The sequence below is a fragment of the Salmonella sp. NW38 genome, from assembly GCF_051807745.1.
GTDB lineage: Bacteria > Pseudomonadota > Gammaproteobacteria > Enterobacterales > Enterobacteriaceae > Salmonella > Salmonella enterica.
The window spans coordinates 107,174-121,492 of the sequence record NZ_JAMMTO010000009.1; the positions used below are offsets into that span (position 1 = coordinate 107,174).

13 protein-coding genes are annotated in these 14,319 nt (G+C 53.5%); 5 read left to right on the forward strand and 8 right to left on the reverse strand.

Features of this window, described 5'->3' with window-relative positions; genetic code table 11:
- Nucleotides 1–92: 92 nt before the first annotated feature.
- Nucleotides 93–446 (reverse strand): protein YebF, encoded by a 354-nt coding sequence (yebF, locus tag NA624_RS16285; RefSeq protein ID WP_001042123.1) that lies wholly within the window; start codon nucleotides 444–446, stop codon nucleotides 93–95.
- Nucleotides 447–513: 67 nt separating this feature from the next.
- Complete coding sequence (yebG, locus tag NA624_RS16290; RefSeq protein ID WP_000257723.1) at nucleotides 514–804, reverse strand: DNA damage-inducible protein YebG; 291 nt, start codon at nucleotides 802–804, stop codon at nucleotides 514–516.
- 130 nt (nucleotides 805–934) lie between these two features.
- Here yebG and purT point away from each other — a divergent pair, with 130 nt between their 5' ends.
- Nucleotides 935–2,113, forward strand: coding sequence for a formate-dependent phosphoribosylglycinamide formyltransferase (gene purT, locus NA624_RS16295; protein WP_000173423.1), 1,179 nt, complete (start codon nucleotides 935–937; stop codon nucleotides 2,111–2,113).
- A 99-nt stretch (nucleotides 2,114–2,212) separates the two neighbouring features.
- Here purT and kdgA read toward each other — a convergent pair whose 3' ends face one another.
- The 3 genes from kdgA to zwf form a co-directional block, all read right to left on the reverse strand.
- The gene (gene kdgA / locus NA624_RS16300; protein ID WP_000800494.1) at nucleotides 2,213–2,854 is read right to left on the reverse strand and encodes a bifunctional 4-hydroxy-2-oxoglutarate aldolase/2-dehydro-3-deoxy-phosphogluconate aldolase; all 642 of its coding nucleotides are present in this window, start codon (nucleotides 2,852–2,854) and stop codon (nucleotides 2,213–2,215) included.
- Nucleotides 2,855–2,891: 37 nt separating this feature from the next.
- A complete protein-coding gene (gene edd, locus NA624_RS16305) occupies nucleotides 2,892–4,703 on the reverse strand; it encodes a phosphogluconate dehydratase (protein ID WP_001069118.1) in 1,812 nt (603 codons plus the stop codon).
- Nucleotides 4,704–4,937: 234 nt separating this feature from the next.
- Nucleotides 4,938–6,413 (reverse strand): glucose-6-phosphate dehydrogenase, encoded by a 1,476-nt coding sequence (gene zwf / locus NA624_RS16310; protein ID WP_000301711.1) that lies wholly within the window; start codon nucleotides 6,411–6,413, stop codon nucleotides 4,938–4,940.
- 341 nt (nucleotides 6,414–6,754) lie between these two features.
- On the opposite strand from zwf, the gene NA624_RS16315 reads away from it, so the two are divergent.
- Complete coding sequence (locus tag NA624_RS16315; RefSeq protein WP_001056719.1) at nucleotides 6,755–7,624, forward strand: MurR/RpiR family transcriptional regulator; 870 nt, start codon at nucleotides 6,755–6,757, stop codon at nucleotides 7,622–7,624.
- A gap of 123 nt (nucleotides 7,625–7,747) precedes the next feature.
- On the forward strand, nucleotides 7,748–9,190 hold the full coding sequence (pyk, locus tag NA624_RS16320) for a pyruvate kinase (protein WP_000091156.1): 1,443 nt from the start codon (nucleotides 7,748–7,750) through the stop codon (nucleotides 9,188–9,190).
- Nucleotides 9,191–9,262: 72 nt separating this feature from the next.
- Here pyk and lpxM read toward each other — a convergent pair whose 3' ends face one another.
- From lpxM to znuA, 3 genes are all read right to left on the reverse strand, one after another.
- Nucleotides 9,263–10,234 (reverse strand): lauroyl-Kdo(2)-lipid IV(A) myristoyltransferase, encoded by a 972-nt coding sequence (lpxM, locus tag NA624_RS16325; protein WP_000448397.1) that lies wholly within the window; start codon nucleotides 10,232–10,234, stop codon nucleotides 9,263–9,265.
- 116 nt (nucleotides 10,235–10,350) lie between these two features.
- Entirely contained in the window at nucleotides 10,351–11,670 is a 1,320-nt protein-coding gene (gene mepM / locus NA624_RS16330) for a murein DD-endopeptidase MepM (RefSeq protein WP_001184028.1), read from the reverse strand.
- Nucleotides 11,671–11,685: 15 nt separating this feature from the next.
- A complete protein-coding gene (gene znuA / locus NA624_RS16335; protein WP_000939597.1) occupies nucleotides 11,686–12,630 on the reverse strand; it encodes a zinc ABC transporter substrate-binding protein ZnuA in 945 nt (314 codons plus the stop codon).
- A 78-nt stretch (nucleotides 12,631–12,708) separates the two neighbouring features.
- On the opposite strand from znuA, the gene znuC reads away from it, so the two are divergent.
- Nucleotides 12,709–13,464 carry a zinc ABC transporter ATP-binding protein ZnuC gene (gene znuC / locus NA624_RS16340; RefSeq protein WP_000203013.1) on the forward strand — a complete coding sequence of 252 codons (756 nt, stop codon included), beginning with the start codon at nucleotides 12,709–12,711 and terminating at the stop codon, nucleotides 13,462–13,464.
- A complete protein-coding gene (gene znuB, locus NA624_RS16345; RefSeq protein WP_000571507.1) occupies nucleotides 13,461–14,246 on the forward strand; it encodes a zinc ABC transporter permease subunit ZnuB in 786 nt (261 codons plus the stop codon). Before znuC ends, znuB begins: the two co-directional genes overlap by 4 nt.
- The last annotated feature ends 73 nt before the right edge of the window (nucleotides 14,247–14,319 follow it).

Below are 14,319 nucleotides of genomic sequence, written 5' to 3' on the forward strand. Positions count from 1 at the left end.
GTACCCCTCAAATACAGACCAATAATGGTCAAGCGTACCTGAGGGGATGTCAGGAATTGTCTGTTCCAGCAAAAGAAGCGCAAATTACGCTGCTAGCGGGGCTTATATTCCGCCTTGCCGGCTTTGCAATCAACGATGACCTGATAATGAATATCGGCGCTTTTACCGCGAACGGTTAGCGGAACTGTCCATTTATCATTTTGACCCACAACGTCCTGCACATTAACCCACGCGACCGGGTCAGCCTGCCCGACCTTTTTTTGGTCGTCTGCCCACCGCACGATACGATTTTGCTGGTAGTCGCGCTTCACGCTTGCCGCAATCCCGGCGGCATCCAGCCCTTCGCACTGCGGAAACTTAACCGATTTACTCTCGGTGGATGCCGCAAATGCCGATACGCTGGCGGATAACAACAGCAGGCTCAACAACGCTCCTCTTTTATTCATACTTTTCTCCTTAGCACAATGATTCAGGAAAAGCATGGTACAAAACGCCGGGAGCGCAAGTGTGGGTTCAGGCGGCTTGCTTTTTCGTTTTACTCGCGGCGTCCTTTTCAACCGCCTGCGGAGAAGGCAACTTACCGGTTTTGAGGATAGTGCTTAACACCTCTTTATGTTCCGCCAGCCACAGCGACAACGCCTCGCGCTGTCCATCTTCCAGCACGACTGGCGACTGCTCAAGCCAGGTATCAAGAAGATCGGCAGTATCGAGCATTTTATCCCAGGCGTCGGCTTCCTTTTTACTGGTAAATGACATCTTCTCCTCACCCTCGCGAATGACTACGTATTTAACTTCAACCGCCATTTTGCAGCCCCTTATTTACCTGTGTTTATATACAGTATATTGCAAGGCAGCAAGAAAAGCAATCTATTCGAAAAGACATACGCAAACGTTTTCGTATATACTGCGCGCAGGTAAATAAGGGGACAGAAATATGACGCTATTAGGCACTGCGCTGCGTCCGGCAGCAACGCGGGTGATGTTATTAGGGGCAGGAGAATTGGGAAAAGAGGTGGCGATTGAATGCCAACGCCTGGGGATCGAGGTTATCGCCGTCGATCGCTATCCTGATGCTCCCGCCATGCATGTGGCTCACCGTTCACACGTCATTAATATGCTGGACGGCGAGGCGCTACGTCATGTGATTACAGAGGAAAAACCGCATTATATCGTGCCGGAAATAGAAGCGATCGCCACCGATACGCTGCGCGAGCTGGAGGGCGAAGGGCTGAATGTCGTGCCTTGCGCCCGTGCAACGCAGCTCACGATGAACCGCGAAGGGATCCGTCGCCTGGCCGCAGAAGAATTAGGACTGCCGACATCGACGTATCGCTTTGCCGACAATGAGGCCAGTTTTCATGATGCGGTAGCCGCAGTGGGTTTTCCTTGCATCGTCAAACCGGTCATGAGCTCTTCCGGCAAAGGCCAGAGCTTTATCCGCTCGGCCGAACAGCTCGCGCAGGCATGGGAGTATGCTCAACAGGGCGGACGCGCTGGCGCGGGTCGCGTGATTGTGGAAGGCGTGGTTAAATTTGATTTTGAAATTACGCTGCTCACCGTTAGCGCCGTCGATGGCGTGCATTTCTGCGCGCCGGTCGGTCATCGTCAGCAAGATGGCGACTATCGCGAATCCTGGCAGCCACAGCAGATGAGCGAACTGGCGCTGAAGCGGGCGCAAGAGATTGCCCGTCATGTGGTACTGGCGTTAGGCGGTCATGGCCTGTTCGGCATTGAACTCTTCGTCTGTGGCGATGAAGTCATTTTCAGCGAAGTCTCCCCTCGCCCGCACGATACCGGAATGGTCACGTTGATTTCTCAGGATCTCTCTGAGTTTGCGCTGCATGTGCGCGCCTTTCTGGGAATGCCCGTAGGCGCTATTCGCCAGTATGGTCCCGCTGCCTCGGCCGTGATTCTGCCGCAGCTTACCAGTCAAAATGTGACGTTTGATAATGTTCACGCGGCGGTAGGGGCCGGAGTGCAGGTACGGCTGTTTGGTAAGCCTGAGATCGACGGCACCCGTCGTCTTGGTGTAGCGTTAGCGACAGGTGAAAACGTTGAAGAAGCGGTGATAAGAGCGAAAAAGGCCGCCAGCCGCGTGACGGTAAAAGGCTAATGCGCCATCGCCTGATGGCGACGTTAGCGCATTTTTATCAGACCTGCCTGATCGCCACTCGTAAGCCCGATAAGCAAGCGCCATCGGGCATTTAACGGCTTACTGCTTCGCGCCTTCTACCGCTTCGCGCGCCAGTTTGGTGATGCGATCGTAATCACCCGCTTCCAGCGCGTCGGCCGGCACCAGCCAGGAACCGCCGATGCACAACACGCTTTTCAGCGCCAGATAGTCACGATAGTTTGCCGGAGAGATGCCGCCGGTTGGGCAGAAACGCACCTGAGAGAACGGACCGGCAATCGCCTGCAACGCTTTAGTGCCGCCATTCGCTTCCGCCGGGAAGAATTTGAACTCTTTCAGACCATAGTCCATGCCCAACATCAGTTCAGAAACGGTGCTAATACCGGGAATCAATGGGATAGTGCCTGCCGTCGCGGCTTTCAGCAGTGGCTCAGTCAGTCCCGGGCTAATCGCAAACTGCGCACCCGCTTCCGTCACCTCCGCCAACTGCTGCGGATTGAGAACGGTTCCGGCGCCGACAATCGCTTCCGGCACGTCTTTAGCGATAGCGCGAATAGCATCCATCGCGCAGGCCGTACGTAAAGTCACTTCCAGAACGCGAACGCCCCCGGCCACCAGCGCTTTAGCCATCGGCACCGCGTGCTCCAGTTTATTGACTACAATGACCGGGACAACCGGGCCGGTGGTCAGGATTGCTTCTGCACTTGTTTTCCAGTTTTTCATCGGAATTCTTCTCTCGCCTGATTACTAGTGTGTCATCTTAAAAAGTGATACAGGTTGCGCCCTGCTCCGCACCCGACAGCTTTTCGCGCAGCGCGCCAAACAACTCACGCCCCGTTCCGACGCGCGACGCGCTCAGGTCCGGAATATGAGGCTGACGAGCGGCAAGTTCCGCCTCGTCGACCAGCAGAGTTAACTCACCTGTCTGCCCATTCACGCGAATGATGTCGCCATCGCGCACTTTTGCCAGTAAGCCGCCATCGTAGGCTTCCGGCGTTACGTGGATAGCTGAAGGCACTTTACCCGAAGCGCCTGAAAGTCGTCCATCAGTAACTAACGCGATTTTGAAACGGCGGTCCAATAATACACCAAGTGGCGGCATGAGTTTATGTAATTCTGGCATTCCATTCGCTTTTGGTCCCTGATGACGCACGACAACGACACAATCCCGGTCAAGCAGGCCCGCGTCAAACGCAGGCAGCACATCATGCTGACTTTCAAATACCATGGCAGGCGCTTCAATGATCTGGTTTTCAACCGGTACCGCAGACGTCTTCATTACTGCGCGTCCCAGATTACCGCTTAGCACCTTAGTACCGCCGTGAGGAGAGAACGGCTTATCAAAAGAGGCAATGACATCGTTATCCAGTGACCTTTCCGCGCCTTCACGCCAGTCCAGCTCGCCGTTGTTGAGCCAGGGCTCCAGCGTATAGCGTTTCAGGCCGAAGCCTGCGACAGTATTAACGTCTTCGTGCAGCAATCCGGCATTGAGCAGCTCACGCATCAATACCGGTACGCCGCCCGCCGCCTGGAAGTGGTTAATGTCCGCCGGACCGTTCGGGTACAGACGCGCCATCAACGGAACCACTTCCGACAAATCCGAGAAGTCATCCCAGTTGATCAGAATGCCCGCCGCGCGCGCCATTGCAACCAGATGCATGGTGTGGTTGGTGGAGCCGCCGGTAGCCAGCAGCGCGACAATGCCGTTCACCACGACTTTTTCGTCGATCATTTTACCGAGCGGCATCCACGTATTGCCGTTGCCGGTAAGACGTGTTACCTGACGTGCGGCAGCGGCAGTCAATGCCTCGCGCAGCGGCGCATCCGGATGCACAAACGAAGAACCCGGCAACTGCATTCCCATAAACTCCACCACCATCTGGTTGGTGTTGGCGGTGCCGTAAAATGTACAGGTGCCCGGCGCATGGTAAGAGGCGGCCTCTGACTCCAGCAGCGCCATTCTGTCTACTTTTCCTTCCGCATATAGCTGACGAATACGGACTTTTTCTTTATTCGGCAGGCCGCTCGCCATCGGGCCTGACGGAACAAAAATCGCGGGTAAATGACCAAAAGAGAGCGCGGCCATCGCCAGCCCCGGAACGATTTTGTCGCATACGCCGAGGAATAACGCGCCGTCAAACATATTGTGAGAGAGGCCTACTGCTGCCGACATCGCTATCACTTCGCGGCTGAGTAATGACAACTCCATGCCATCCTGCCCTTGCGTAACGCCATCGCACATTGCCGGTACGCCGCCTGCGACCTGACCTACCGCATTCACGGAATGCAGGGCCTGACGAATAATTTCCGGATAATGTTCATACGGTTGATGCGCAGAGAGCATGTCATTGTAGGAGGTGATGATGGCGATATTATTGCGCAACATACTTTTCAGCGAGGCTTTGTCCTCTGGCTGACAGGCGGCGAAACCATGCGCCAGGTTGCCGCAGGCCAGTTGAGATCGGTGGACCGTGGCGGTTTTCGCCTGCTCAATGCGGGCAAGATAGGCTTTGCGGGTCTGCTGCGAGCGTTCGACAATGCGCTGTGTTACGCGTAACAAATTAGGATTCATAGAGGCTCCTGAAATTTATCTGTCCGGCTACCGGGTTTACCATGCGTTTTATCAATGTGGAAAGACAGTGAAATGCATGATGTCCGGTGATAATGGGGCAAAATCGTTTCAGGCAGTGTAATAAAAAAAGCCTCGCAGGTGAATCCACACGAGGCTTAAAAGTGCAAAAATGATTCTACAATCTGTGTTAGATCATGTTACCGGTAAAATACCACCTAAGAGTGAGTAGCAAATTTACTCAAACTCATTCCACGAACGACCGTCACGGGTAATCATCGCCACGGACGCTACCGGTCCCCAGGTGCCCGCCTGATACGGCTTCGGCGCGTCGTTGTCCATCGCCCATGCTTCGGTAATGGAGTCCACCCACTTCCAGGCTTCTTCCACTTCGTCACGGCGGACAAACAGCGCCTGAATGCCACGCATCGTTTCCAGCAGCAGGCGCTCATATGCATCCGCCAGGTGCGTCTGATTAAAGGTCTCGGAGTAGCTCAGATCAAGCTTCGTGATCTGCAGATTATGCTTATGATCCAGCCCCGGTACTTTGTTAAGCACCTGAATATCTACGCCTTCATCCGGCTGCAGGCGAATCGTCAATTTGTTCTGCGGCAGGTCTTGCCAGGACTCTTTAAAGAGGTTCAGTTCAGGCGTCTTGAAATAAACCACGACTTCAGAGCACTTGGTTGGTAGACGCTTGCCGGTGCGCAGATAGAATGGCACGCCCGCCCAACGCCAGTTATCGATGTCGACGCGGATCGCGACGAAAGTTTCGGTGTTGCTGCTTTTATTCGCGCCCTCTTCTTCCAGATAACCCGGCACCTTTTGACCCTGCGCAAAGCCAGCGGTGTATTGACCACGAACCGTTTTTTCACGCACGTTGGAGCGATCAATACGGCGCAGCGATTTCAACACTTTGACTTTTTCATCGCGAATACTGTCGGCGCTCAGGTCAGACGGCGGTGACATGGCAATCATGCAGAGAATTTGCAGCAAGTGGTTCTGGATCATATCGCGCATCTGACCGGCCTGGTCAAAATATCCCCAGCGCCCTTCAATCCCCACCTCTTCCGCTACGGTAATCTCAACGTGATCGATAGTGCGGTTATCCCAGTTATTAACGAATAACGAGTTGGCAAAACGCAGAGCCAGCAGGTTGAGAACCGTTTCTTTGCCCAGATAGTGGTCGATACGATACACCTGGCACTCTTCAAAGTATTCGCCGACCCGATCGTTAATCTCACGCGAGGTCGCCAGCGAAGTACCCAACGGTTTCTCCATCACGACGCGCGCTGGTTTGGCGTTGAGTTTAGCCTCCCCTAACCCTTTGCAAATAGCGCCAAACGTGCTGGGCGGCATCGCAAAATAGTTAATGGTGGTGCGGTTTTTTTGATCCAGCATATCGCCCAGGCGACTAAACGCAGGCGTATCGTTCACGTCAAGATTACAAAAATCCAGACGGCCGCTCAGCGTATCCCACAAGCCTTCATCAATTTTTTCCTTCATGAAGGTTTCCAGCGCCTCACGCACGACGTGGGTATAAGCTTCTTTATCCCAGTCCGCGCGCCCCACCCCAATGATCCGGGTATCCGGATGGATCTGGCCGGCTTTCTCAAGCTGATACAGGGAAGGCAGCAGTTTCCGGCGCGCCAGGTCGCCTTTCGCGCCGAAAATGACCAGGTCACATGCCTGGGCTGTTTGCGTTACCGCCATGTCATTCTCCTCAGTTAATCTCCTGGTACTTTAGCCAGGATATCGTTGTAATTTTATTACACAGCACTGTACTGCTTTTACGAGATTACGGAAACCGTAAACGCCTTTTCATAGGTGAACCGGCGTTTGATTGGCAATATAATCGGCAAAACGCCTAATAAAATTGTCGCTTTTCCACACAAGCTGGAACTTAAAATCCGACGTCGGTCATGTAATGAAAAAAAACGACACCTTTTTTAGCCATTTTGCCCCCTTTGACAGCCGCCAGGAGTAATATCTAACAAAACGCGCTCGGTTTCGCGCATCATTGAAATCGCTAATACCCATGAGCCTTGCTAATCATGAATATGCTGGAAAAAGTCCAGTCTCAACTGGAACATTTAAGCAAATCTGAACGAAAAGTCGCCGATGTTATTCTGGCCGCCCCAGGCAGATCGATTCACTTAAGCATTGCCATGCTGGCCCAGGAAGCTAACGTTAGCGAGCCAACGGTGAACCGTTTCTGTCGCAGCATGAATACCCGCGGCTTTCCTGATTTTAAACTGCATCTGGCGCAAAGTCTGGCAAATGGCACCCCCTATGTTAATCGCAATGTGGATGAAGATGACAGCGTTGAGGCCTATACAGGAAAAATCTTCGAGTCCGCCATGGCCAGTCTCGACCATGTTCGTCAGTCGCTGGATAAATCGGCCGTCAACCGCGCCGTCGATTTACTGACCCAGGCAAAAAAAATCGCCTTTTTTGGTCTTGGTTCCTCCGCCGCGGTCGCGCATGACGCCATGAATAAGTTTTTTCGCTTCAATGTGCCGGTGATTTACTCCGACGATATCGTGCTGCAACGGATGAGCTGTATGAATTGTAACGATGATGACGTCGTGGTGCTCATTTCGCATACTGGCAGAACCAAGAGCCTGGTGGAACTGGCGCAGTTGGCGCGGGAAAACGATGCGATGGTGATCGCCCTGACCTCCGCTGGAACGCCGCTGGCGCGCGAAGCCACGCTGGCCATTACCCTCGACGTACCGGAAGATACAGACATTTATATGCCCATGGTCTCTCGACTTGCTCAGCTGACCGTGATAGATGTGCTGGCAACGGGATTTACTTTGCGTCGCGGGGCAAAATTCAGAGATAACTTGAAGCGTGTCAAGGAAGCGCTCAAGGAATCGCGTTTTGATAAAGAATTACTCATCAGGAGTGATGACCGCTAAAAGCAATAACAATGTTCTACCCTTTTCGTCATCCGGGAACGTTCATTTTATACCGTTAAGGTTTCAGAACGACCGGATCAATGTTCACGCAACACCAAGTTGTTTTAGTCAACGGAGTATTACATGTCCAGAAGGCTTCGCAGAACCAAAATCGTTACCACGTTAGGCCCGGCAACTGACCGCGATAACAACCTTGAGAAGGTTATCGCCGCGGGCGCAAACGTAGTACGTATGAACTTCTCTCACGGCTCGCCGGAAGATCATAAAATGCGTGCTGATAAAGTCCGTGAGATTGCCGCCAAACTGGGGCGTCATGTGGCTATTTTAGGCGACCTGCAAGGGCCAAAAATTCGCGTTTCCACTTTTAAAGAAGGCAAAGTGTTCCTCAACATCGGGGACAAATTTCTGTTAGACGCTAACCTGGGTAAAGGCGAAGGCGATAAAGAAAAAGTCGGCATTGATTACAAAGGGTTGCCGGCAGATGTCGTTCCTGGCGATATCCTGCTGCTTGACGATGGTCGAGTGCAGTTGAAAGTGCTTGAAGTCCAGGGCATGAAAGTCTTTACCGAGGTCACCGTCGGCGGCCCGCTGTCTAACAATAAAGGCATTAACAAGCTCGGCGGCGGGCTTTCTGCTGAAGCGCTGACCGAAAAAGACAAAGCCGATATTCAAACCGCTGCGCTGATAGGCGTTGACTATCTGGCTGTCTCCTTCCCGCGCTGCGGCGAAGATCTGAACTATGCACGCCGCCTGGCGCGCGACGCCGGCTGCGACGCGAAAATTGTGGCTAAGGTCGAACGCGCCGAAGCGGTATGCGATCAAAACGCCATGGACGATATCATTCTGGCCTCTGACGTTGTGATGGTCGCACGTGGCGATCTGGGCGTTGAAATCGGCGATCCGGAGCTGGTTGGTATCCAGAAGGCGCTGATTCGCCGTGCGCGTCAGCTAAACCGCGCAGTCATCACCGCAACGCAGATGATGGAGTCGATGATCACCAACCCGATGCCGACCCGTGCGGAAGTGATGGACGTGGCGAACGCCGTCCTGGATGGCACAGATGCGGTTATGCTGTCTGCCGAAACCGCAGCCGGCCAGTATCCTTCTGAAACCGTTGCCGCAATGGCGCGCGTCTGCCTGGGCGCAGAAAAAATCCCCAGCATCAATGTGTCTAAACACCGTCTCGACGTGCAGTTCGACAACGTTGAAGAAGCTATTGCCATGTCTGCGATGTATGCGGCAAACCATCTGAAAGGCGTTACCGCGATCATCACCATGACGGAATCCGGTCGTACCGCGCTAATGACTTCCCGTATCAGCTCCGGCCTGCCGATTTTCGCCATGTCGCGCCATGAACGCACGCTGAACCTGACCGCGCTCTACCGCGGAGTAACGCCGGTGCATTTTGATAGCGCGGCTGATGGCGTTGTCGCGGCGCATGAAGCTGTTAATCTGCTGCGCGATAAAGGGTATCTGGTTTCCGGTGACCTGGTTATCGTGACTCAGGGCGATGTCATGAGCACCGTCGGCTCAACCAATACCACGCGTATTTTGACCGTTGAGTAAAACTCCCCCACGCCTGTTCATCAGGTAGTACAGGGTTTGTCAGCATAAAGCCTCTCTTACGAGAGGCTTTATTTATTTGATGGGATAAAGATCTTTACGCTTATACGGCTGAATCTCGCCTGGCTTGCGGGTTTTGAGCAGCTTCAGGATCCAGGTGTACTGTTCCGGATGCGGGCCGACAAAAATTTCGACCTCTTCGTTCATCCGTCTGGCGATTGTGTGATCGTCAGCCGTGAGCAGATCGTCCATTGGCGGGCGAATCTGGATAGTCAGGCGATGCGTTTTACCATTATACACCGGGAAAAGCGGTATAACGCGTGCGCGGCACACTTTCATCAGCCGACCAATCGCAGGCAGCGTTGCTTTGTATGTCGCAAAGAAATCAACGAATTCACTATGCTCCGGGCCGTGATCCTGGTCCGGCAGGTAGTAACCCCAGTAGCCCTGACGAACAGACTGAATAAAGGGTTTAATCCCGTCATTTCGCGCATGCAAACGTCCGCCAAAACGCCGACGCACGGTGTTCCAGATATAGTCAAAAACCGGATTACCCTGATTATGAAACATCGCCGCCATTTTTTGCCCCTGAGAGGCCATCAGCATGGCTGGAATGTCGACGCCCCAGCCATGCGGAACGAGAAAAATGACTTTTTCGTCGTTACGACGCATCTCCTCAATGATTTCCAGACCTTCCCAGTCAACACGCTGTTGAATTTTTTCCGGACCGCGCATCGCCAACTCAGCCATCATCGCCATTGCCTGTGGCGCGGTGGCGAACATCTCATCGACAATCGCTTCGCGCTCAGCTTCGCTACGCTGCGGAAAGCACAATGACAGATTAATTAGCGCCCGGCGACGAGAACTCTTCCCCAGCCGTCCGGCAAAACGCCCCAGCGTCGCCAGCAAAGGGTCGCGGAATGATGCCGGCGTTAATGCGATCCCCGCCATTGCCGCCGCGCCCAACCAGGCGCCCCAATACTGCGGATAGCGAAAGGATTTTTCGAACTCAGGGATATACTCACTATTATTTTTTTTGGTTTCCATGCTTTTCCAGGGTCTGCTGACGCGAAAAGGAATTGTGAATAGTGTAGCGACGTCTGCGTCTCACACAAAACAAAAAAGCCGGCACACATCGCGTACCGGCTCTGTCAGCGCATTTGTTAATCGAAGCGCAGTTGTGGCAGAACCTCTTTCACCTGTGCCAGGTATTCACGACGATCTGACCCCGTCAGACCTTCCGTGCGCGGCAATTTTGCTGTCAGAGGGTTAACGGCTTGCTGGTTGATCCATACCTCATAATGCAGATGCGGCCCTGTGGAGCGCCCGGTGTTACCAGAAAGCGCAATACGATCGCCACGTTTCACTTTTTGCCCCGGTTTCACCAGCAGCTTACGCAAGTGCATATAACGTGTGGTGTAGGTGCGTCCATGACGAATCGCAATGTAGTAACCGGCAGCGCCGCTACGTTTAGCGACCACGACCTCGCCATCCCCCACCGACAGCACCGGCGTACCCTGCGGCATCGCAAAGTCAACGCCACGATGCGGCGCAACGCGTCCGGTAACCGGGTTCAGACGGCGCGGATTGAAGTTGGAGGAGATGCGGAACTGTTTGGCGGTCGGGAAGCGTAAAAAGCCTTTCGCCAGGCCAACCCCGTTACGGTCATAGAATTTACCGTCAGCGGCGCGAATGGCGTAGTAATCTTTACCATCGGAACGCATCCGCACGCCCAACAACTGACTCTGTTCACGCTTGCCATCCAGCATCTCGCGCGACATCAGAACCGAAAATTCATCGCCCTTTTTCAGCTTCCGAAAATCCATCTGCCACTGCATGGCTTTTATCACTGCGCTGATTTCGCTGCTGGTTAAACCGGCCTCTTTCGCGCTGGCGACAAAGCTACCCCCTACCGTACCTTTCAGCAGACTGTTAACCCAGTCCCCCTGCTGCATTTCACTGCTCATTTTAAAACCGTTGGCAGTGCGATCGTAGGTACGCGTTTCACGGCGGGAGACTTCCCATGTCAGACGCTGTAAATCGCCATCGGCGGTCAGTGTCCAGGAAAGCTGTTGGCCAATTTTCAGATTGCGCAGCTCCTTATCAGAAGCGGCAAGTCGGCTAATATCGCTCATATCGATGCCGTACTGATTCAGAATGCTGCTTAACGTATCGCCTGTGGAGACGACGTATTCATGGACGCCGACTTCGCCTGCGGTTTTATCGTCCAGCTCATCCTGAGGAATAGCTTCATCTTCCTGCGCGGCCTGATCGATGGGTTCGCTGGCCTCCGGTAAGAGGGAACGAATCTCGCTTTTCTCCAGTTCAATAGTTTTAACGATTGGTGCGGATTCTGGGTGGTAAACGTAGGGCCGCCATACGGCGACGGCCAGTGTCAGAACGGTAAGTGACCCCAGCATAACGCGGTGGGGTCGGGGCAGATTATTAAATGCCAGGGCGACAGAGCGGGCTATCTGTTGCACGTATTCACTTCCTCGTTAATCTCCTTTCAGGCAGCTCGCATACTGGTTGGCTAATTGGCTTAAAAACGCTGAATAGCTTGTTTTACCCAGTTTAATGTTCGTCCCGAGGGGGTCCAGTGTTCCCATTCGAACGGATGTCCCTCTCGCCACGGCTTCCACGACCGCTGGCCTGAATTGTGGCTCAGCAAAAACGCAGGTTGCTTTTTGCTCAACCAACTGTGTTCTTATTTCATGTAAACGCTGCGCGCCAGGTTGTATCTCAGGGTTCACGGTAAAGTGACCGAGCGGGGTGAGTCCGTAGTGTTTTTCGTAGTAACCGTAGGCGTCATGAAAAACGAAATACCCTTTCCCCTTGAGCGGCGCGAGCTCGTTACCGACCTGTTTATCGGTTGCGGCTAATTGTGCCTCAAAATCCTTCAGGTTGGCGTCGAGTTTGGCTCGACTTTGCGGCATAAGTTCCACTAATTTTTCATGGATTGCAACCGCTGTAGCCCGCGCTATCTCTGGGGAGAGCCAAAGATGCATGTTATATTCGCCGTGATGGTGATGTACGTCACCTTTTTCCTCATCGGCGCCCGTATGCGCATGTTCATCCTCATCATCATCCGCGCCCTTCATGAGTAACGGTTTTACATCGGCAAGTTGCGCAATGGTAACCTGCTTATTATCAGGGATATTCCTGACCGACTTCTCCATAAAGGCTTCCATTTCCGGGCCAACCCAGACGACTAAGTCCGCGCCCTGTAAGCGTTTTACGTCTGATGGACGCAATGAATAATCATGCTCGGATGCCCCATCCGGAAGTAATACTTGCGTATCCGTAACGCCATCAGCAATGGCGGAAGCGATAAACCCAAGTGGTTTAAGCGAAGCGACAACGGCGGCGTCGGCAGCCTGGGTTGCACTCCCCCAAAGCGCGGCGGATAATGCTGCGAAAAGAAGCGTATTTTTCTGTAACATAATGCGACTAATCATCGTAATGAATGTGTGAAATGTGATATTATAACATTATATCACTTCTGCAAGCCTAAAATTAACATGACAAGTTTAGTTTCACTGGAAAACGTCTCGGTCTCATTTGGTCAACGCCGCGTCCTCTCTGACGTGTCGCTTGAATTGAGCCCCGGAAAAATTTTAACGCTTCTCGGCCCTAACGGCGCGGGGAAGTCAACGCTTGTACGCGTGGTTTTAGGACTGGTAGCCCCTGATGATGGGGTGATCAAGCGCAACGGGCAACTCCGTATCGGCTATGTCCCGCAAAAGCTCTATCTCGATACCACGCTTCCGCTGACGGTAAACCGGTTTTTACGTTTACGTCCCGGCACGCAAAAAACGGATATTCTCCCGGCGCTTAAACGCGTTCAGGCCGGACATTTGATTGACGCGCCCATGCAAAAACTCTCCGGCGGTGAGACACAGCGCGTACTGCTGGCGCGTGCTCTGCTTAACAGGCCGCAGTTGCTGGTACTTGATGAGCCGACGCAAGGCGTGGATGTCAACGGCCAGGTCGCGTTATACGACCTTATCGATCAGCTGCGCCGTGAACTCGATTGCGCCGTGCTGATGGTGTCGCATGACCTACATCTGGTCATGGCAAAGACGGATGAAGTGTTATGTCTGAACCATCATATTTGCTGTTCCGGCGCGCCGGAAGTGGTGTCTATGCATCCGGAATTTATCTCTATGTTTGGCCCGCGAGGCGCGGAGCAATTAGGGATTTATCGCCATCATCATAATCATCGCCACGATTTACAGGGTCGTATTGTACTGCGCCGGGGAAATGGTCACTCATGATTGAATTATTACTGCCCGGCTGGCTGGCCGGGATGATGCTGGCCTGCGCCGCTGGTCCTTTGGGCTCATTTGTGGTCTGGCGTCGGATGTCCTATTTTGGCGATACGCTGGCTCACGCGTCGCTTCTGGGCGTGGCGTTTGGCCTGTTGCTGGACGTTAATCCCTTCTATGCGGTAATCGCCGTTACGCTGCTGCTGGCCGCCGGTCTGGTATGGCTGGAGAAACGCCCTCACCTCGCGATTGATACCTTACTGGGCATTATGGCGCACAGCGCCTTATCTTTAGGACTGGTCGTGGTCAGCCTGATGTCCAACGTCCGCGTTGATTTAATGGCTTATCTGTTTGGCGATTTGCTGGCCGTCACGCCGGAAGATCTTATCTCGATCGCTATTGGGGTCGTTATTGTGCTGGCCATTCTCTTCTGGCAGTGGCGCAACTTGCTGTCAATGACTATCAGTCCGGATCTTGCCTTTGTCGATGGCGTGAAGTTACAGCGCGTGAAGCTGCTATTGATGCTGGTAACGGCGTTAACCATTGGCGTGGCGATGAAGTTTGTCGGAGCGCTGATCATTACGTCGCTGCTGATTATCCCCGCTGCAACCGCGCGTCGCTTTGCCCGTACGCCGGAGCAGATGGCGGGCGTCGCCGTTGGTGTAGGTATGATAGCGGTTACAGGTGGACTGACCTTCTCAGCCTTTTATGATACCCCGGCAGGGCCATCCGTAGTGCTGTGTGCCGCGCTGCTGTTTATCTTCAGTATGATGAAAAAGCAGGCAAACTAAGCGTGTGTTGCCCGGTGGCGCTGCGCTTACCGGGCCTACAAAATCGCCCAGGCCTGATAAACACAGCGACTTC

Coding starts and splice junctions, on each gene's coding strand:
- znuC (WP_000203013.1), top strand. CDS start 12,709: ATGACAAGTTTAGTTTCACTGGAAAACGTCTCGGTCTCATTTGGTCAA.
- NA624_RS16315 (WP_001056719.1), top strand. CDS start 6,755: ATGAATATGCTGGAAAAAGTCCAGTCTCAACTGGAACATTTAAGCAAA.
- zwf (WP_000301711.1), bottom strand. CDS start 6,413: ATGGCGGTAACGCAAACAGCCCAGGCATGTGACCTGGTCATTTTCGGC.
- pyk (WP_000091156.1), top strand. CDS start 7,748: ATGTCCAGAAGGCTTCGCAGAACCAAAATCGTTACCACGTTAGGCCCG.
- znuB (WP_000571507.1), top strand. CDS start 13,461: ATGATTGAATTATTACTGCCCGGCTGGCTGGCCGGGATGATGCTGGCC.
- edd (WP_001069118.1), bottom strand. CDS start 4,703: ATGAATCCTAATTTGTTACGCGTAACACAGCGCATTGTCGAACGCTCG.
- purT (WP_000173423.1), top strand. CDS start 935: ATGACGCTATTAGGCACTGCGCTGCGTCCGGCAGCAACGCGGGTGATG.
- lpxM (WP_000448397.1), bottom strand. CDS start 10,234: ATGGAAACCAAAAAAAATAATAGTGAGTATATCCCTGAGTTCGAAAAA.
- yebG (WP_000257723.1), bottom strand. CDS start 804: ATGGCGGTTGAAGTTAAATACGTAGTCATTCGCGAGGGTGAGGAGAAG.
- yebF (WP_001042123.1), bottom strand. CDS start 446: ATGAATAAAAGAGGAGCGTTGTTGAGCCTGCTGTTGTTATCCGCCAGC.
- kdgA (WP_000800494.1), bottom strand. CDS start 2,854: ATGAAAAACTGGAAAACAAGTGCAGAAGCAATCCTGACCACCGGCCCG.
- znuA (WP_000939597.1), bottom strand. CDS start 12,630: ATGTTACAGAAAAATACGCTTCTTTTCGCAGCATTATCCGCCGCGCTT.